This is a genomic window from Bradyrhizobium sp. KB893862 SZCCT0404 (assembly GCF_018130885.1).
GTDB lineage: Bacteria > Pseudomonadota > Alphaproteobacteria > Rhizobiales > Xanthobacteraceae > Bradyrhizobium > Bradyrhizobium stylosanthis.
In genome coordinates this window covers 35195-51825 of the sequence record NZ_JAFCLT010000014.1, presented here as the reverse complement: position 1 = coordinate 51825, position 16631 = coordinate 35195, and the positions used below count along the sequence as shown (strand labels likewise).

General features: G+C 65.1%; 22 protein-coding genes. 10 read left to right on the top strand and 12 right to left on the bottom strand.

Annotated elements, in window-relative coordinates; translation table 11 throughout:
- Nucleotides 1–5 precede the first annotated feature (5 nt).
- A complete protein-coding gene (locus JQ617_RS36020) occupies nt 6–278 on the bottom strand; it encodes a helix-turn-helix domain-containing protein (RefSeq protein WP_018648688.1) in 273 nt (90 codons plus the stop codon).
- A gap of 157 nt (nt 279–435) precedes the next feature.
- Between JQ617_RS36020 and JQ617_RS36015 the strand changes: the two genes are divergently transcribed.
- Complete coding sequence (locus JQ617_RS36015; RefSeq protein WP_212030508.1) at nt 436–897, top strand: hypothetical protein; 462 nt, start codon at nt 436–438, stop codon at nt 895–897.
- Nucleotides 898–1042: 145 nt separating this feature from the next.
- Nucleotides 1043–1270, top strand: a complete 228-nt coding sequence (locus tag JQ617_RS36010) for a hypothetical protein (RefSeq protein ID WP_212030507.1) — start codon at nt 1043–1045, stop codon at nt 1268–1270.
- A gap of 66 nt (nt 1271–1336) precedes the next feature.
- Here JQ617_RS36010 and JQ617_RS36005 read toward each other — a convergent pair whose 3' ends face one another.
- From JQ617_RS36005 to JQ617_RS35985, 5 genes are all read right to left on the bottom strand, one after another.
- Nucleotides 1337–2155 carry an aldo/keto reductase gene (locus JQ617_RS36005; protein WP_212030506.1) on the bottom strand — a complete coding sequence of 273 codons (819 nt, stop codon included), beginning with the start codon at nt 2153–2155 and terminating at the stop codon, nt 1337–1339.
- Nucleotides 2156–2417: 262 nt separating this feature from the next.
- Nucleotides 2418–3992, bottom strand: coding sequence for an alkaline phosphatase D family protein (locus tag JQ617_RS36000; protein WP_212030505.1), 1575 nt, complete (start codon nt 3990–3992; stop codon nt 2418–2420).
- A gap of 197 nt (nt 3993–4189) precedes the next feature.
- Nucleotides 4190–4612 (bottom strand): hypothetical protein, encoded by a 423-nt coding sequence (locus JQ617_RS35995; RefSeq protein ID WP_212030504.1) that lies wholly within the window; start codon nt 4610–4612, stop codon nt 4190–4192.
- A 108-nt stretch (nt 4613–4720) separates the two neighbouring features.
- On the bottom strand, nt 4721–5722 hold the full coding sequence (locus tag JQ617_RS35990; RefSeq protein ID WP_212030503.1) for an NAD(P)H-dependent flavin oxidoreductase: 1002 nt from the start codon (nt 5720–5722) through the stop codon (nt 4721–4723).
- A 62-nt stretch (nt 5723–5784) separates the two neighbouring features.
- On the bottom strand, nt 5785–6522 hold the full coding sequence (locus JQ617_RS35985) for an SDR family oxidoreductase (protein ID WP_212030502.1): 738 nt from the start codon (nt 6520–6522) through the stop codon (nt 5785–5787).
- A 156-nt stretch (nt 6523–6678) separates the two neighbouring features.
- On the opposite strand from JQ617_RS35985, the gene JQ617_RS35980 reads away from it, so the two are divergent.
- Nucleotides 6679–7143, top strand: coding sequence for a winged helix-turn-helix transcriptional regulator (locus JQ617_RS35980; protein ID WP_212030576.1), 465 nt, complete (start codon nt 6679–6681; stop codon nt 7141–7143).
- 239 nt (nt 7144–7382) lie between these two features.
- Here JQ617_RS35980 and JQ617_RS35975 read toward each other — a convergent pair whose 3' ends face one another.
- The 4 genes from JQ617_RS35975 to JQ617_RS35960 all read right to left on the bottom strand — a co-directional run bounded on the left by JQ617_RS35975 (nt 7383) and on the right by JQ617_RS35960 (nt 10885).
- Complete coding sequence (locus JQ617_RS35975) at nt 7383–8996, bottom strand: DHA2 family efflux MFS transporter permease subunit (protein WP_212030501.1); 1614 nt, start codon at nt 8994–8996, stop codon at nt 7383–7385.
- Entirely contained in the window at nt 8993–10147 is a 1155-nt protein-coding gene (locus tag JQ617_RS35970; protein WP_212030500.1) for an HlyD family secretion protein, read from the bottom strand. Before JQ617_RS35970 ends, JQ617_RS35975 begins: the two co-directional genes overlap by 4 nt.
- Before the next feature lie 195 nt (nt 10148–10342).
- A complete protein-coding gene (locus tag JQ617_RS35965) occupies nt 10343–10501 on the bottom strand; it encodes a hypothetical protein (protein WP_167358296.1) in 159 nt (52 codons plus the stop codon).
- Nucleotides 10502–10510: 9 nt separating this feature from the next.
- A complete protein-coding gene (locus JQ617_RS35960) occupies nt 10511–10885 on the bottom strand; it encodes a PRC-barrel domain-containing protein (RefSeq protein WP_063691744.1) in 375 nt (124 codons plus the stop codon).
- 151 nt (nt 10886–11036) lie between these two features.
- On the opposite strand from JQ617_RS35960, the gene JQ617_RS35955 reads away from it, so the two are divergent.
- The 7 genes from JQ617_RS35955 (at nt 11037) to JQ617_RS35925 (ending at nt 16248) form a co-directional block, all read left to right on the top strand.
- Entirely contained in the window at nt 11037–12824 is a 1788-nt protein-coding gene (locus tag JQ617_RS35955; RefSeq protein WP_212030499.1) for a thiamine pyrophosphate-requiring protein, read from the top strand.
- A gap of 3 nt (nt 12825–12827) precedes the next feature.
- On the top strand, nt 12828–13055 hold the full coding sequence (locus JQ617_RS35950; RefSeq protein WP_212030498.1) for a hypothetical protein: 228 nt from the start codon (nt 12828–12830) through the stop codon (nt 13053–13055).
- Nucleotides 13056–13137: 82 nt separating this feature from the next.
- Nucleotides 13138–13689, top strand: coding sequence for a DUF4142 domain-containing protein (locus JQ617_RS35945; protein ID WP_212030497.1), 552 nt, complete (start codon nt 13138–13140; stop codon nt 13687–13689).
- A 199-nt stretch (nt 13690–13888) separates the two neighbouring features.
- Complete coding sequence (locus tag JQ617_RS35940; RefSeq protein WP_212030496.1) at nt 13889–14779, top strand: SDR family oxidoreductase; 891 nt, start codon at nt 13889–13891, stop codon at nt 14777–14779.
- A gap of 64 nt (nt 14780–14843) precedes the next feature.
- Nucleotides 14844–15425, top strand: a complete 582-nt coding sequence (locus tag JQ617_RS35935; RefSeq protein ID WP_212030495.1) for a phosphatase PAP2 family protein — start codon at nt 14844–14846, stop codon at nt 15423–15425.
- Nucleotides 15422–15769, top strand: a complete 348-nt coding sequence (locus JQ617_RS35930; RefSeq protein ID WP_212030494.1) for a DUF3147 family protein — start codon at nt 15422–15424, stop codon at nt 15767–15769. Before JQ617_RS35935 ends, JQ617_RS35930 begins: the two co-directional genes overlap by 4 nt.
- The gene (locus JQ617_RS35925; RefSeq protein ID WP_212030493.1) at nt 15769–16248 is read left to right on the top strand and encodes a DUF3147 family protein; all 480 of its coding nucleotides are present in this window, start codon (nt 15769–15771) and stop codon (nt 16246–16248) included. Before JQ617_RS35930 ends, JQ617_RS35925 begins: the two co-directional genes overlap by 1 nt.
- Here the strand turns inward: JQ617_RS35925 and JQ617_RS35920 are convergent.
- Nucleotides 16222–16416 (bottom strand): hypothetical protein, encoded by a 195-nt coding sequence (locus JQ617_RS35920; RefSeq protein WP_249157802.1) that lies wholly within the window; start codon nt 16414–16416, stop codon nt 16222–16224. The two genes, JQ617_RS35925 and JQ617_RS35920, sit on opposite strands and share 27 nt — an antisense overlap.
- Nucleotides 16397–16555: a hypothetical protein gene (locus JQ617_RS35915; protein ID WP_167358297.1), complete on the bottom strand. Its 159-nt coding sequence runs from the start codon at nt 16553–16555 to the stop codon at nt 16397–16399. The genes JQ617_RS35920 and JQ617_RS35915 overlap by 20 nt, the downstream gene beginning before the upstream one ends.
- Nucleotides 16556–16631: the final 76 nt, after the last annotated feature.

Sequence of the window (16631 nt, the reverse complement as noted above, 5' to 3'; positions counted from 1 at the left end):
ATTTTTCAAGCCGCCTGAGGCTGGCTGCTGTGGATCGCGGACGCCAGCCGCAGCAGCAGCACGATCGAGACGTTGCCCTTCCCGGCCTCGATCTGGGCGATGTAGCGCTCGGAAATCCCGGAGCGGCGGGCGAGCTCCCGGCGCGACAGGTCGCAGCGGGTGCGGGAGGATCTCAGGCGGTCGCCCAGCTCGGCCAGAAACGCGGTCTCCGAATAGGGCGGCACGGCACAGCTCCCCGGCAGCACCTCGCCCGCAAAATCCATGACTTGATTCAGCATTGGTCTATCCACGTTCGCCTTCGGAGCGGCCATCCTACCCCTGCCCGGCCCGGCCTCATTGACGCGGATCAAATTCGCGCGCGATCGGCGGCGGCCGTGGACGGACGCCGGCGGGATGCTACACTTTGGAATTCTTCGAGGCGGGGCTTTTCAGGACATGACGCGTTGTTTGAGCCGCTGGACCACGGCTGCATTGCTATGGGTTGCCTTGGTGCCTTCAGTGCGCGCGGAGACGCTTGCGGCGACGGTCGAGCAATGGGGCCTGCTTGGCTCATGGGCGGTCGATTGCGCGGCGCGGCCCGACCGCGACAGGGGCGCGCTGCTGACTTACGAGATCCGGAAGGACGGAAGGGTGATGTACCGGCGCAATTTCGGCGACGCCAGGGACGAGAACGAGGTGGTGTCCGCCACCATCAATGCCGAAGGCCTGCTCAATGTGATGGTGTACTTCCCTTCGCTGCATCAGACCCGCGAGTTCGGGCTGCTGCTCCTGAAGGACGGCAGCCTGCGCGCGATCTACAATCGCAGCGAGCGCGGCGAGTACACGATCAGGGACGGCAAATACGTCGCGACCGGCGCGCCGACACCGGCGCAGCAACGCTGCGATGAGAGGCCGTGATTTGAGCGCGATCTTGCGAAGATTCGGTTCGCGCCTGCTCACACCGCACTCTGTCTGAACAGGCGTTCAGAATTCTCCTGCGACTCCTCCGGAACGTTCACGCGAATGCGCCGTTTAGATTGGCATTCGATTGGAGGAGGACATCATGAAGAAGCTTGGTTATGTGGTTGCAGCCCTCGGCGCTCTCGCGATCGCGGCGCCTACGCTCGCCAGCGCGGAGACGGTGGTGATCAAGCGCGGTCATCACCACGGCCCGTATGCGGCGCGTGCCGAGTACGGCATGCATCGTGACCACGGCTGGCATCGTGGCTGGCGTCATCATGGCGACCGGGTCGTCGTGATCAAGCGCAGCCATCGTCACCACTGGGACTAATGCGCAACGCACCATGGAAATGGCCCCTCACGGGGCCATTTCTTTGCGTTTGCGATACGCCTTTGGTCAATCCCACGCCGGCGCGAAGCCCGGATTGACGCAGCGCCTGTCCTTGGGCAGCGCGGCGATCTTTTTGCGATCGGCATCGTCGAGCGTGATCTTGAGCGCATCGAGATTGGCCTGCTGACTCTCGCGGCGCGACGCCTTCGGGATCGCCGCGACGCCGTTCTGGTCGAGCAGCCATTTCAGCGCGACCTGCGCGGCCGTTGCATTGTGTTTGGTGCCGATCTCGGTCAGCACGGGATCGGAGGCAATGCGCCCCTGCGCGAGCGGGCAATAGGCAACCAGCGGAATCGACTTCGCGTTGAGATAGGCCAGCACCTTCGATTGATCGAGCATGGCGTGATATTCGATCTGGTTGCAGGCGATCGGCGCCTTGACGTCCTCGACGGCGATCTTGAGCAGCGCCGTGGTGAAATTCGCAACGCCGATGGCCCGCGTGCGCCCCTCCTCCTTCAGCTTCATCAAGGTCTCGAACACCGCACCCCAATTCGCCGACTTCGACGGCCAGTGCACCAGATAGAGATCGACATGGTCGAGCCGCAGCTTGGTCAGGCTGGCGTCGAAGGCACGGCGGATGGCGTCCGGAGAGAGGTTCTCGTGCCAGACCTTGGTCGTGACGTGCAGCTCGCCCCGCGGCAGCCTGGCCGCGGCGAGCGCGGCGCCGATCGGCTCTTCATTGGCGTACATCTCGGCGGTGTCGATGTGGCGATAGCCGATCGCAAGCGCGCTTTCGACCGCCGCCCGGCAGGCATCGCCCTGCATGCGGAAAGTGCCGAGGCCGAGCTTGGGCATGCTGATGCCCTGTGTCTTCAGATTGTCCATAGGTAAGCTCCTGACGTCATTCAACCCGCCGGACGCGCGGTGAGGCCGCGGGGACAGACTCTTCGGTGATGGAAAAGAGGTGGCGGGAACGGCCAGTATAGCGCGGAAGACGCAGGCGCGGCCAATCAAGATCGAGTTAGCTTTGGGGTGCACCATGCATCCCCGACGTCATGGCCGGGCTTGTCCCGGCCATCCACGCCTTGCTGCGCGGCGCGAAGAACGTGGATGCCCGCGACAAGCCCGGGCATGACGACTGCGGCTCTCAGGAGTGCTGCGCCACCACGGCCGGGCGCGGCTGCGGCTGCGGCACGATGTCGACGGACCAAAGGTCGCGGTTGTCGACGTCCTTCAACGTCACGGTCATCACGCCGCTCGCGCCATCGATGTCGACGCGGCCGAAGAATTGCAGGCCGAAGCACGGCGCGAGGTTCTCGCCCTGCGCCCCGCTGCAGCCGTTCTGGTACATCGCGACCGGACCGAACGTATTGTCGAGCTCGCCCGGGCCCCAGGTGCCGGCATGAAGCGGGCCGGAGACGAACTCCCAGAACGGCTCGAAATCCTGGAACTGCGCCTTGTTCGGATCGTAGTAGTGCGCGGCCGTGTAGTGCATGTCGGCGGTGAGCCAGACGATGTTGCGCACGCCCGCGCGCTTGATGGACGACAGCAGATCGGCGATCTCGTGCTCGCGCCGGTCGGGCGCCCCATTGCCGAGCGCGACGGCGTCGAGGCTGACGAGGCCGATCGGCAGGTCCGCCGCGATCACCTTCCAGGTCGCGCGCGAGGCGGCAAGCTCGCGCTTCAGCCAGGCGAGCTGCTCGGCGCCGAGAATCCAGCCGCGGTGATCGTCGCCTTTGTTCCATTTGTCGTCGCGATAGCTGCGCATGTCGATCATGAAGACGTCGAGCAGCGGGCCGTAGGCGATCTTGCGGTACAGGCGGCCCTGCCGCGTGCCGATGTCGCGGATCGGCATGAAGTCGAAGAAGGCGCGGCGGGCGCGCGCGATCAGGCGCGGCGTGCCGTCGTCCTCGAAGCCCGCATCGTCATAGCTGCCGGCCGGCGACCAATCGTTGGTGACCTCGTGGTCATCCCATTGCGCAACCATCGGCACCTCCGCGTGGAACGCGCGGAAATGTTCATCGAGATGGTTGTATTTGTAATTGCCGCGGAACTGCGCCAGCGTATGCGCGACCTCGGCCTTCTCTTCCGTGACGATGTTGCGCCAGGTCTCGCCGTTCGGGAGCTTCTGCTCCGATGGAATCGTGCAGTCGGCGTAGATGTGGTCGCCGGAATGGATGAAGAAGTCGGGGCGGTTGTCCAGCATGGTGCGATAGCTGCGATAGCCGCCGCGCGAGATGTCGATGCCCCAGCCCTGCCCCGCGACGTCACCGGACCACACGAACGAGATCGACTGGTTAGCCATCGGCGCGCTGCGGAAATGACCCATGCGGCTTTCGCCGGCGATGCCGGTCGCGATATCGTCGAACCGGACGCGATAGAAGATGTCCTGCCCGGCCGGCAGGTCGTGGAGCTGCAGCTTTGCGGTGAAGTCGGAATCGGGCAAGGCGTCGCGCGATGCCGATGCGACGATGGTCCTGAAGCTTTCGACGGTCGAGCATTCGACGTGCATCCGCGCGGCCCGGTCAGCGCGGGCCCAGACGACGGCAGAGCCATCCGAAACGTCGCCGGACTGGATGCCGCCCGCGATCTGCGGGCGGTCGGCGGCACGGCTGATGCGGGGCTTTGCGAGCGTGCCGAGCGAGGCAACGGCGAGGCTGGAGGTGGAGCGGACCAGGAATTGCCGCCGGGTCCATGCGCGCTGGGCGCGGAGCGTTGCCATTCAGGAGACCTTCGTCGAATCGCGACGGAAGGTGCCTGCGCCGGTTGACGGCTACCCTGACGGTTTCTTGACTCGGAGCCTACGGTTTTGCGACGCGGGGATGACGAGCGCGCGGCGAAAAAGGAGCACGCCCTCGCCCCGCTTGCGGGGAGAGGTGAAGCAACATCGCACTCGATTTAGGTGAGATCAGCTACGGCCTAACGCTGCCAGTTGCAGATGCCGCCGGAACGGCAGGGCCAGGTCTGGATGCGGGTATCCCTCGCCTGCGCGTCGAGCGGATTGCCGTGGCGATGGGCGAGCTTGGCGCGGGCGGCGCCGCGCGGCTGCGGGCTCCTGGTGGTATGCGCGACCTTCGGCTCGGCCACGTGCACGCGCTCGGCAGCGACCTTCCTGGGCACGTCCATCGGCTCGGCGCGGGCCTGCGCCTCGTTGCCGCCCTTCGCTTCGAGCGCGACCGGGGCGAATTGCGTCTCCGGTCCGAGCCGCTTTGGCGACAGGACTGCCTTGGAGAGATCGAGACCGAGATATTCGTCAGGCTTGTAGTCGTCAGCGCGCGCAATGCTACCGCACGCCACAGCGAGGGCGACGGCAACTGCAAAAGGAACGCTTTTCAGGACCACGGACGCCTCCTGAAATTGAATTATTAAGGGGTAATTTACCCCTATTTAGGAGGCGTCGCGCGCATTTCCAGCGGCCGATTGCCGCCGTGGTTAAGAAGTTTGGCGGTTTCAGGCGACTTTTCTAGCCGTGCCCGTACCTTCCAGGAACCCCAGCAGGCGGCTGCGGATGATCTGTTCCGCCTCGCCCATGATGCGGTCGATGAGTTCCTTGCAGGTGGGGATGTCGTGGATCAGCCCTGCGACCATGCCGCAGCTCCAGGCACCCGCGTCCATCTGTCCGTCCAGCATGACTTTCGGATAGACGCCGGCGACCTGGTCGTGGATGTCGTCGATGGTCAGCTTGGCGCCCTTCTCGCGCTCGATCTCGAGCAGGCGATCGACATTGGCGTTCTTCAGCACGCGCTCGGTGTTGCGCAGCGCGCGCATGATCAGGCGGGTGTCGAGCTCGGTAGCGGCGACCAGCGCGTCTTTCACGTTCTGATGCACCGGGGCTTCCCTGCTTGCGATGAAGCGCGTGCCCATGTTCATGCCGGCCGCGCCCAGCGACAGTGCCGCGACGAGGCTGCGCCCGTCGGCCATGCCGCCGGAGGCAACGAACGGGATCTTCAACTCCTCCGCCGCGCGCGGCAGCAGGATCATGTTCGGAATGTCGTCCTCGCCGGGATGGCCGCCGCACTCGAAGCCGTCGACGCTGACGGCATCACAGCCGATGCGCTCGGCCTTCAGCGAGTGGCGCACCGAGGTGCATTTGTGGATCACCTTGATGCCGGCCGCCTTCAGCGCCGGCATGTACTGTTCGGGGCTGCGGCCCGCGGTCTCCACCGCCTTGATGCCGCCTTCGACGATGGCGGCGATATACTCCGGATAGGGCGGCGCCGCGAACGTCGGCAGGAAGGTGAGGTTCACGCCGAACGGCTTGTCGGTCATGTCGCGGCAGCGCGCGATCTCCTTGGCGAGCAGCTCCGGCGTCTTCTGCGTGAGGCCCGTGATGATGCCGAGTCCGCCGGCATTCGAGACGGCGGCGGCAAGCTCGGCAAAGCCGACGAAATGCATGCCGCCCTGGATGATGGGGTGCTCGATGCCGAACAGTTCGGTGATCGCGGTCTTCACTTAAATACCTCCCGGAATTTGCTTGATGTTGCGATCAGTCTAGCCGGAGTTTTCGGCCGCGGTCACCATTTCTCTCCGAACGGCCTGATCTCCATCTCGAAGGTCCAGGCGCTCCTGGGCTGCTGATAGAGCTGCCAATAGGCATCCGCGACCGAGGCGGGCGGCATCAGGAGGTCGGGATTGTCGAGCGCGTTCGGCCCGAGCGCCTCGAGCCGGCGCTGCCGCACCCATTCGGTATCGACGCCGGAATCGATGATGAGATGGGCAACGTGGATGTTCTTCGGCCCGAGCTCGCGGGCCATCGCCTGCGCCACCGCGCGCAAACCGAACTTGGCGCTGGCGAAGGCGGCAAAGCCGCTGCCGCCGCGCAAGGACGCCGTCGCGCCGGTGAAGAAGATGTTGCCGCCGCCGTGCGGCAGCATCAGCCGCGCCGCCTCGCGGCCTGCGAGGAAGCCGGAATAGCAGGCCATCTCCCAGACTTTCCGGAATACGCGTTCGGTGGTGTCGAGGATCGGAAAGTTGACGTTGGCGCCGACGTTGAAGATGCAGACCTCGAGCGGCGCGTGCTTGTCGGCATCGCCAAGGAAGGAGATGACTTCCTCTTCCTTCCGCGCGTCGAGCGAACGCGCATGGATCTCGCCGCCGGCCGCCTCGATGTCCTTCACCAACGGCGCCAGCTTGTCACCGTTGCGACGACCGGCGAACACGGTGAAGCCTTCGGCGGCGAATTTCTTGGCGATCTCGGAGCCGATGAAATCGCCGGCCCCGATCACAGCGGCTGTCGCGTTTCGCTTGGGCAAAGTCGCCTCCTCCGGTGAGCGTGTGATTGGGGGGAAGGCTACAGTTCTAAAATAGAACTGTCAAACTCTTGGGCTAAATGCTAGGTTTGGCCCCGAATTGCACTGATTGTTCAAGTCAGTTCCTTTTTCTGACTGACGTTGACCGGAGACCGGATGATGAAGTGGGACACGCTGGACGAGGAGCAATGCTCGCTCTCCCGCACCGTCGCGGTGGTCGGCGATCGCTGGACGCTGCTGATCCTGCGCGAGTGCTTCCTGCGCGTGCGCCGGTTCGAGGCGTTCCAGTCCTCGCTCCAGATCACGCGGCATCTGCTCTCGGAGCGGCTGAAGAAGCTGGTCCGCTTCGGCATCCTGCGCCGCGTCCCCTATTCCGAAGCGCCGAAGCGTTACGAGTACATCCTGACGCAGAAGGGTCTCGACCTCTACCCGATCATCATGGCGATGGTGCATTGGGGCGACACCCACATGGGCGACGAGCGCGGGCGCCCGCTGCTGCACGAGCACAAGACTTGCGGCAAGCTGTTCGATCCCGTGATGGTGTGCTCGGAATGCGGCGAGGTGCTGGATGCGAAACAGGTGCATGTGCATGCGGGGCCAGGACGGAAGGAAGCGGTGGGATGAGTCTCGCTTTTGCCACGCGCACAGCTGCGTTCCCTCCCCCCTTGCGGGGGAGGGTTAGGGAGAGGGGTATCCCACCAGGACTCTCTCGACCTTAGTACCGACAACGCGAGCTGTTGTTGATGGCAGCACGTAGAGCGTCTGGCACCATTTGCTGGGCCACCCCTCTCCCCTGCCCTCCCCCGCAAGGGGGGAGGGAGCGCAGTGTGCTCCTGCGCAAGGACTCGACAACGACGACGTTCTCAATGCCCTCGCGCGGGCGCGCCGAGATTGATCGGGCGCAGCACGGCCGCGGTGGGGATCATCAGCACCGCGACGATCGCAAGCGTCCAGAACACATCGATATAGGCGAGGAAATCGACCTGCTGCTGCAAGGTGCGGCCGACCCAGGCGACCGCCTGCGAGGCCGCATCGCTCGCGCTTGAACCCTGCGCCTGGAAATAGCGCGTCATCGCGTCGATGGTCTGCTGATAGCCGAGATCGGACGGCGCGGCGTGCTCGATCAGGCGGCTTTGATGGAATTGCTGGCGCTGCGCCAGCACGGTTTGCGCCAGCGCGACACCCATGGATCCCCCGATGTTGCGGGCGACATTGATCAGCGCGGAGGCCTGGTTGGTCTTGTCCGGCGGCACACCGTCATAGGACGCCGTCGTCACCGGCAGGAACAGGAAGGGCAAGCCCATCGCGAGGAAGATGCGCGACAGCGCGGCATAGCCATAAGTGATGTCGCCGGTCAGGCCGGTGAGATGCCACATCGAGAACGCCACGATCGCAGCGCCGAACATGATGAGATATTTCGGCTGCACGATGCTGACGAGCCGGCCGACCACCGGCATCAGCACCAGGGTCGCGAGGCCGCCCGGTGACAACGCAAGGCCGGCCAGCATGGCCGTGTAGTTCAGCTCGGTCTGGAGCAGTTGCGGCAAAAGCTGCGTGGTCGAGATCAGCACCGCGCCGGTGGCGAGCATGACCAGGAAGCAGGCGCCGAACTGGCGGCGGCCGAGCAGGCGGAGGTCCACGATGGGATCCTCGCGCGTCAGCTCCCACGGGATCAGCGCGAGCAGCGAAGCTGCGGAGAGCACAGCGAAGAAGATGATCATGTTCGAGCCGAACCAGTCATTGCGCTGGCCTTCGTCGAGCACGAATTCGAGCGAGCCGAGGCCGATCGCGACGAGCAGGAAGCCGACATAGTCGACCCGCAGCCCCTTGCTCAGCAGCTTCTCCCGCTCCTCCTCCGCGCCCGAGGGCTCCTTGACCAGCGAGCCGACCAGGAACAGCGAGAGCAGGCCCATGGGCACGTTGATCAGGAACACCCAGTGCCAGGTGTAGGTGTCGGTGATCCAGCCGCCGAGCGTCGGACCGATCACCGGTGCGACCACGACGGCGACGCCGTAGATGGCAAAGGCCTGACCGCGCTTGTGCGGCGGGAACGAGTCGGCAAGGATCGCCTGCTCGCTGGTCGCCATGCCGCCACCGCCGAGCCCCTGGATGATGCGGAACAGCACCAGTGATTCCAGATTCCACGCGAAGCCGCAGAGCAGCGAGGCCAGCGTGAAGGTCGCGACGCAGATCATGTAGAACCGCTTGCGACCAATCACGGTCGACAGCCAGCCGGAGATCGACAGCACGATGGCGTTGGCGACGAGATAGCTGGTGATGACGTAGGTGCTCTCGTCGATACCGACGGCGAGGCTGCCGGCGACGTGGCGCAACGCGACATTCGCGATGGTGGTGTCGAGCACCTCCATGAAGGTCGCGATCGAGACGACGAAGGCGATCAGATAGGGATTGTGTCCGCCTGCCGCCGAACGCTCCGGCGACCAGCCGCCGGCGCCGTCTTGCGTGGTGTCCGTCATCGCACCCTGGTCCAGGGCACGACCGACATGCCGGGGCCGACGGGCAGATCGGCCGGCCAGTTGTCGACCACGATCTTCACCGGCACGCGCTGCACCACCTTGACGTAATTGCCCGTCGCGTTCTCCGCCGGCAGCAGGCTGAACGCGGTGCCCGAGCCCGGCTGCACGGAATCGACATGGCCCGTGAGCTTGCGGCCAGGATAGGCGTCGATGCGGATCTCGACCGGCTGGCCGGGCCGCATGTCGTTCAGCTGGGTTTCCTTGTAGTTGGCGACGATCCAGACTTCGTCGGGCACGAACATCATCAGGCTCTGTCCGGCCGTGACGAAGGTGCCCTTGGCGCCCGAGAGCTTGACGACGCGGCCGGATTGGGCGGCGAGGACATTGGTGTACTGCAAATTCAGCTTGGCCTGATCGAGCTGCGCCTGCGATTGCGCGAGCTGTGCCCTGGCCCCTTCGAGCTGCGCCTGCAGGGTCTTGATGCCGACCTGTGCGGCCGTGACGGCCGTCTTGGCCTTTTCGGTGTTGGCTTGCTGCGCCTGCAGATCGGAACGGGTCTGCTGCTGGCGCTGCACGGTGCCGGCGCCCTTCTCGACCAGATCCTCGGCGCGCTTGAACTCTTCCTGCGAGAATTGAAGCTGGGCCTGGGCTTGTTCGAGCTGCGCTTCGGCCTGCTTGATCTGCTCCTGCTGCGAAACGATCTGCGCCTCGACGTTATCGATGTTCGCCTTGGAGACCGCAACCTGCGCGTTGGCCTGATCGATCGCGATGCGATAGTCGCGCTCGTCGATCCTGGCGAGGCGATCGCCGGCATTGACGTGCTGGTTGTCGGTGACCGGAATGTCGGTCACGTAGCCGCCGACCTTGGAGGCCACGGAGAAACTGCGCGCCGCTACGAAGGCGTCGTCGGTGGATTCATAGTGACGGACCTCCAGCCAGTAGAGCACCCCGCCGACAACGGCCGCGACCAGCACGGCGGCGCCGACCGTCGCGAGCAACCAGTGCTCACGAAGCCGGTCGCGCAGCGATGGCGTCTCGGCCGGCTTGTCCGGATCCCTGGCATCGCGCGGCTGAGGCGCGGCATTCGGCGCCTCCTTTGCCTTCTGCGGCTGTTCCGCAGACGGGCCGCGCTGCCGTGTCTGAGCATCCACGGTACAACACCTCTCTCTGGACAGAACCGGCGGCGGAGCGGCCAGACGCAGCTCGCGCGCCGCGATGCCAACCGTAGCGCCGCGGCATGGTTCCGGCGTTGAAGCAGCACACCGCCATTCGTGATTGCATCGCTCAAAAAACAAGCGCGGCACTCATCGTGCCGCGCCCGGATTGTCGTCATCAGCGCACTTCGCTCAGTGCGTCTTGGTCTCGTGCCATTTCTCCAGATCGGGTTTCACCTTGCCCGATCCCTGCTCCTTCTCCGGATTGCCCTTCCAGGGCTTGTCCGTCTGGGCGTGGGAGCCCCAGTCGCTCTGCTGCCGGGGATCGTCGTTGGGCCGTTCCTTGCTCATGGGATCTCCTTACGCGAACGGAACACCGTAGTACGAGTTGATGCCGCGAACGGCGGCGTCGTCGCCCCAGTTCCAATCGCTCCTCTCGCCGTATTTCGGCGCACCTTCCAGCTCCTTGGCCGTGATGCCGGTGACGTAGCCACCAAGCTCCCTGTCGTATTTCAGCGATTGCCAGGGCAAGGGATAGTGGTCGTTACCGAGGCCCAAAAATCCGCCGAAACCGAGCACGGCGTAAGACACCTTGCCGCTGACCTTGTCGATCATCACGCGCTCGATTGAACCGATGCGATTGCGGTCGGCACCGTACACCGATGTTCCCTCGACCTTGTCGCTGCCGATCAACCGGCCCATCTCGCTGCGATCCAGCTCGCCTTGATTCAACATTGCAGTTCTCCACTCAGCCAATGTGAAGACCAACCCGGACAGCCCGGCGATCGTTCCGATCATGTTCCAGCGGCAGATCAGGAACGTCACGGGGCAGGAACAACGCGGAGAACGCGTGGTTCTGACTTTCGTACAACCGAGGCCGTGCGCGATGTCCCAGACCGTCTCCGACTTCATCGTCCAGCGCCTGCATCAATGGGGCGTGCGCCACCTGTTCGGCTATCCCGGAGACGGCATCAACGGCGTGTTCGGCGCGCTGAACCGGGCGGAAGGCAAGATCGGCTTCGTGCAGGCGCGGCATGAGGAGATGGCGGCGTTCATGGCGACCGCCTATGCGAAGTTCTCCGGCGAGCTCGGCGTCTGCATCGCGACCTCCGGCCCCGGTGCCTCACACCTCATCACGGGGCTCTACGATGCGCTGCTCGATCACCAGCCGGTGCTCGCGATCGTCGGCCAGCAGGCACGCAATGCGCTCGGCGGCAGCTACCAGCAGGAACTCGATCTCGTCTCAATGTTCAAGGATGTCGCCGGCGCCTACGTCGTGCAGGCATCCTCGCCCGCGCAGGTGCGCCACCTGATCGATCGATCCGTCCGGACCGCGCTCGCCCGGCGGACCCCGACCGCGCTCATCTTGCCCAACGATCTCCAGGAAGAACCATACGAAGCCCCGCCCCGCGCGCACGGCACGCTTCATTCCGGCGTCGGCTACAGCGCGCCACGCATTGTGCCGCGTGAGACCGAGATCGACCGTGCCGCAGAGATCCTCAACGCCGGCAAGAAGGTCGCGATCCTCGTCGGCGCCGGGGCGCTCCACGCTACCGACGAAGTGATCGCGGTTGCCGACCGGCTGTCGGCCGGCTGCGCCAAGGCGCTGCTCGGCAAGGCGGCGCTGCCCGACGATCTGCCCTGGGTCACCGGCTCGATCGGCCTGCTCGGCACCGAGCCTAGCTACAACATGATGATGGACTGCGACACGCTGCTGATGGTCGGCTCGGCCTTTCCCTATGCCGAGTTCTTGCCGAAAGAATGCGCAGCGCGCGGCGTGCAGATCGACATCGACGCCAGCATGATGTCGATCCGCTTTCCCATGGAGGTCGGCCTCGTCGGCGATGCCGCCGAAACCCTGCGTGCGCTGCTGCCGCGGCTCGAACCCAAGAGCGACGGCGCATGGCGCAAAGGCATCGCGGACGACGTCGCGAGATGGTGGAGGACGCTCGACGAGCGCGCGCATCAACCCGCCGCACCGGTCAACCCGCAGCTCGTCGCCTGGGAATTGTCGCCGCGCCTGCCCGACCGCGCCATCGTCACCTGCGATTCCGGCTCCTGCGCCAACTGGTTCGCACGGGACCTGAAGATGCGACGCGGCATGATTGCCTCGCTCTCCGGCGGCCTCGCCTCGATGGGCGCGGCGGTGCCTTACGCGCTCGCGGCAAAATACGCCCATCCGGACCGTCCCGTGATCGCGCTGGTCGGAGACGGCGCCATGCAGATGAACAACATGGCCGAACTGATCACGGCCGCCAAATATTGGCGCTCCTGGCACGATCCGCGCTTGATCGTCTGCGTGTTCAACAACGAGGATCTCAACCAGGTGACTTGGGAGCAGCGCATCATCAATGGCGATCCCAAGTTCGAGGCATCCCAGCGCATCCCGAACGTGTCCTATTCACGCTTTGCCGAGTTGGTCGGGCTCCGCGGCATCTATGTCGACAGCCCGCAGCTGCTGGGCTCCGCCTGGGAGCAGGCGCTGGGATGCGAGATGCCCGTCGTGCTCGAGGTGAAGACCGACCCCGAGGTGCCGCCATTGCCGCCGCACATCACGTTGCAGCAGGCCAGAAACTTCTCGCTCGCATTGCTCAAGGGCGATCCGAACGAAACCAGCGTCATCAAGGGCGCGGCACGGCAAGTGCTCGAGGCGATCCTGCCAGGAAAGGAGTGAACCATGAGCGATTTTCGCGACATCCAGCACGGCGTCAACGACCCCGTCGACGGCGTCGACGTGAAGCGGCACTTCAACGACAACAAGACACCGCACGAGCGCGCGCAGCGCCATGCCGATGTGCGCGCCGCGCCTACGGCTTCGCCGGACGAGCCGTTCCTGCCGGAAAGGCTCCGGCGCAAGCCGACCGATCCGGTCAATCCGCGCACCGGTCGCCATCCGACGGATTAGGAACATCCGTCCCGGCGCAGGGGTTGGTCGGCGCAATGTCGCGCGGCAGACAGCCTCGCCGCCAATTCAGAGGGATCGGACCATGAAACGTACCGTCATCGCCTTCGCCTGCGTGCTCCTCGCAGGGCCCGCGCTCGCGCAGTCGCTCGGCGAGAAGACCGGCGTCAATTCGGCGCTCGGCGTCGCGCCCGCGACTGCCGACTTCGTCAAGGAGGTCGCGATCAGCGACATGTTCGAGATCGAATCCAGCAAGCTCGCCGAGCAGAAGGGCAACGCCCAGGAGAAGGCGTTCGCGCAGCAGATGGTAACCGACCACACCAAGACCAGCAGCGAGCTCAAGGGTCTGGTCGGCAATGGCAAGGTCCCGGCGACGCTGCCGGCCGCGCTCGACAGCTCGCACCAGAGCAAGCTCGACAAGCTCAAGGCCGCGAGCGGCAAGGACTTCAGCTCCGACTACGATTCCTACCAGACCAGCGCGCACGAAGACGCAGTGTCGCTGTTCGAGCGTTACGCCAAGGGCGGCGATAACGCCGAACTGAAGGACTGGGCGGGCAAGACGCTGCCCGCACTCAAGCATCATCTGCAGATGGCGAAAGAGCTCGGCAAGGCGCCGAGCGTCGGGCAGTCGAAGTAGCACTTCAGAGGACGCCGGTCCGCCGGCGTCCTCCCGTTAGCAACGCCCCTCGTCTCCGCGCATTGAGATGGCAGACGCGGAGACCATCATGGCGCATCAGGACAAGACCTCACCATCCCGCCGGCACGTCGTCCAGGCGGCGAGCGCAACGCTTGCCGCAGCTTCGCTGACGTCTTCGGCAGCGAAAGGAGACACGACCATGGCCGAACAAAAATTGACGGACCCCGTCAGCCGCTATCCGAAACCGCCTTTCAAGAAGCAGACGCAGCCTTGGCCCGGCCTCGCCGGCAAGATGGAACCGCCGCCGGACCATGGCGAGACCAGCTACAAGGGTTCCGGCCGCCTCGCCGGCCGCAAGGCGCTGATCACCGGCGGCGATTCCGGCATGGGCCGGGCCGCCGCGATCGCCTATGCCCGCGAGGGCGCCGATGTCGCCATCAACTATTTTCCGAACGAGGAGCCCGATGCGCAGGAGGTGATTGCGCTGATCAAGAAGGCGGGACGCACCGGACTTGCAATTCCCGGTGACCTCCGCGACGAAGCGTTCTGCAGGAAGCTGGTCGAGCAGGCCCTGCAAGGCCTGGGCGGTCTCGACATCGTCGTCTGCAACGCCGCGCGGCAGCAGAGCCGCGAGTCGATCCTCGATGTTTCGTCGGAGGATTTCGACGCGACGATGAAGACGAACATCTATGCGCCGTTCTGGATCATCAAGGCGGCGCTACCGCATCTGAAGCCGGGCGCGTGCATCATCGGCACCACATCCGAGCAGGCCTACGACCCCTCTCCGGAACTCTACGACTACGCGCAGACCAAGGCCGCGACGATGAACTACGTCAAGTCGCTGGCCAAGCAGCTCGGTCCGAAAGGCATCCGCGTCAACGGCGTGGCGCCGGGTCCGATCTGGACACCGCTCCAGGTTTCCGGCGGCGCCTCGATGGAGAAGCTCGAGAAGTTCGGCGGCATGACGCCGCTTGGCCGTCCCGGCCAGCCCGCCGAGCTCGCCTCGATCTACGTACAGCTTGCAGCAGCCGATGCGAGCTACGCGACGGGCCAGGTCTACGGCTCGGCAGGCGGATCCGGGCAGCCGTAACCGCAGGAACGATCATCGTCACCAAGCTTTACAGGAATGTCACGGAGAACATTCCTGCGGACCGATGGCACTCGTAACAGTCAAACCCACTCGGATCGATACGGCGATCGCCAACGAGATCGCGGACCACACCGACCCAGGACTTGAGGAGACAGCGCAGACGCTGACCTGGGCGGCCGACGAACATGTGCTTCTTGCGCTTGCCGCGGCAGGGTGGCTGTACGCTCGATGGGCACGACCTCAGGCACGTCCCGCTGCCAATCATGTGCTGGCGGTCACAGTGGCGACGGCGATGCTGCCGCACCTGCTGAAATCCGTGTTCGACCAGATCAGGCCTGATCGTGTGACGATCGAGGGCCATCGTCATGGCGTTCCGATCTCCGGACGGGCCCGTGATGCCTTCCCGTCCGGCCACGCCATGCATATGGGCGCGCTTGCCTCCGCGGCGGGGCTCTTGCCCGCAGGGCCGCGCCGCCTCGTACGCTCCATTACCGTCGCGCTGTCACTGACGCGCATTGCGCTGCTGGCGCACTGGCCGAGCGATGTGGTCGCGGGCTTCTCGCTCGGCATTGTCGTCGAGCGGCTGATCAGGCCACTCACGCTGACGGGACGCCGGCGCAGCAAACACCAGCGAGCACGGCCATGACCGAATATGTGGTGCGCTTCATTGCCGGCGGCGTGATCGTCTCGGCTTTCGCGATCCTTGGCGACATGCTGCGGCCGAAGAGTTTTGCCGGACTGCTCGGCGCGGCCCCCTCGGTCGCACTCGCCACGCTCGCCATCGCGATCGTCCAGCACGGCACCCCGTATGCGGCCGCCGAAAGCTGGACCATGATCTACGGCGCGATCGCGCTTGCCTGCTACAGCATCGTCGTCTGCCATTTGCTGATGCGGCTTCGTCTCACCGCGCTGCCTGCCACCATTCTCGCTTTTGCGGCCTGGCTGGCCGTCGCCTTCGCCCTGCTCGCGAGCTTCGGAGGTGCTGCCTGATGCTGGTCCAGATGTCGCCATCGGCACTGAAGCAGACGCGTTGGTACGAGTACGGCATTCGCTTCGTGCTGGGCGGACTGGCGACGGTACTAGCAGGCGCCATGGGCGCGCGCTTCGGCACCGCCGTCGGCGGCCTCTTTCTGGCCCTTCCCGCGATCTTCTGCGCCAGCGCAACGCTGATCGAAAGTCACGAGCGACGCGGCAAGGAGAAGGCAGGGCTCGACGGCCGCCGGCGTGGACGGGAAGCCGCGGCGCTGGACGCCGCCGGCGCGGCCCTCGGAAGCGCCGGCCTTGTCGCCTTCGCCGCCGTCTTCTACGTCACGGTTTCCGTGAACAGCGCAGCGGCCTTTGCCGTTGCTATCCTTGCCTGGGCTGTGGTGTCGGTCTCAGCGTGGTGGTCAAGGCGGAAGTTTCGCACGGTCTCGCACCGCCGCTCGTCCAATTCCTGGCGATCAGCGCACCGCAGGAGCGTCCCGTAGCTTCAGGAATTCGAACATCTCGGCGGCGGTTTGCAGCTGCTCGATGCGCGCGGCCACGGAGTCGCGCTGGACGCCGACCGGCAGACTGGCAAGCTCGCGTTCGAGCCGCAGCCTCTGCGCGTCGAGCCGCTGTTCGAAAGTGTGGGGTTCAGAGCGTCTTCGCATCATCTGTCCTCGGCGGTTGCAGGCCCGGGCTGTTGGCCCAGCGCTCGACCTGATCGATCACCTTCTGGTGGCTCGGTCGCACAGGCTTCGGCGCTTCAGGCTCATCGGAAAGCTTGCGGGGTAACCTGACCTCTTCCGTCATGGCCAATCTCCCTTTGCAAGAGAATGCGCCAGCGCTGGACTCGTTTCAATAACTTATTGATTTTACTGTACTTTTT

What these genes read in the sequence shown, in the direction of transcription:
- JQ617_RS35960 (WP_063691744.1), bottom strand. Translation starts at nt 10,885, where the DNA reads ATGTTGAATCAAGGCGAGCTGGATCGCAGCGAGATGGGCCGGTTGATC.
- JQ617_RS36000 (WP_212030505.1), bottom strand. Translation starts at nt 3,992, where the DNA reads ATGGCAACGCTCCGCGCCCAGCGCGCATGGACCCGGCGGCAATTCCTG.
- JQ617_RS35950 (WP_212030498.1), top strand. Translation starts at nt 12,828, where the DNA reads ATGAGCGATTTTCGCGACATCCAGCACGGCGTCAACGACCCCGTCGAC.
- JQ617_RS36015 (WP_212030508.1), top strand. Translation starts at nt 436, where the DNA reads ATGACGCGTTGTTTGAGCCGCTGGACCACGGCTGCATTGCTATGGGTT.
- JQ617_RS35945 (WP_212030497.1), top strand. Translation starts at nt 13,138, where the DNA reads ATGAAACGTACCGTCATCGCCTTCGCCTGCGTGCTCCTCGCAGGGCCC.
- JQ617_RS36020 (WP_018648688.1), bottom strand. Translation starts at nt 278, where the DNA reads ATGCTGAATCAAGTCATGGATTTTGCGGGCGAGGTGCTGCCGGGGAGC.
- JQ617_RS35930 (WP_212030494.1), top strand. Translation starts at nt 15,422, where the DNA reads ATGACCGAATATGTGGTGCGCTTCATTGCCGGCGGCGTGATCGTCTCG.
- JQ617_RS35920 (WP_249157802.1), bottom strand. Translation starts at nt 16,416, where the DNA reads ATGATGCGAAGACGCTCTGAACCCCACACTTTCGAACAGCGGCTCGAC.
- JQ617_RS36010 (WP_212030507.1), top strand. Translation starts at nt 1,043, where the DNA reads ATGAAGAAGCTTGGTTATGTGGTTGCAGCCCTCGGCGCTCTCGCGATC.
- JQ617_RS35915 (WP_167358297.1), bottom strand. Translation starts at nt 16,555, where the DNA reads ATGACGGAAGAGGTCAGGTTACCCCGCAAGCTTTCCGATGAGCCTGAA.
- JQ617_RS35965 (WP_167358296.1), bottom strand. Translation starts at nt 10,501, where the DNA reads ATGAGCAAGGAACGGCCCAACGACGATCCCCGGCAGCAGAGCGACTGG.
- JQ617_RS35925 (WP_212030493.1), top strand. Translation starts at nt 15,769, where the DNA reads ATGCTGGTCCAGATGTCGCCATCGGCACTGAAGCAGACGCGTTGGTAC.
- JQ617_RS36005 (WP_212030506.1), bottom strand. Translation starts at nt 2,155, where the DNA reads ATGGACAATCTGAAGACACAGGGCATCAGCATGCCCAAGCTCGGCCTC.
- JQ617_RS35940 (WP_212030496.1), top strand. Translation starts at nt 13,889, where the DNA reads ATGGCCGAACAAAAATTGACGGACCCCGTCAGCCGCTATCCGAAACCG.
- JQ617_RS35980 (WP_212030576.1), top strand. Translation starts at nt 6,679, where the DNA reads ATGAAGTGGGACACGCTGGACGAGGAGCAATGCTCGCTCTCCCGCACC.
- JQ617_RS35955 (WP_212030499.1), top strand. Translation starts at nt 11,037, where the DNA reads ATGTCCCAGACCGTCTCCGACTTCATCGTCCAGCGCCTGCATCAATGG.
- JQ617_RS35935 (WP_212030495.1), top strand. Translation starts at nt 14,844, where the DNA reads ATGGCACTCGTAACAGTCAAACCCACTCGGATCGATACGGCGATCGCC.
- JQ617_RS35975 (WP_212030501.1), bottom strand. Translation starts at nt 8,996, where the DNA reads ATGACGGACACCACGCAAGACGGCGCCGGCGGCTGGTCGCCGGAGCGT.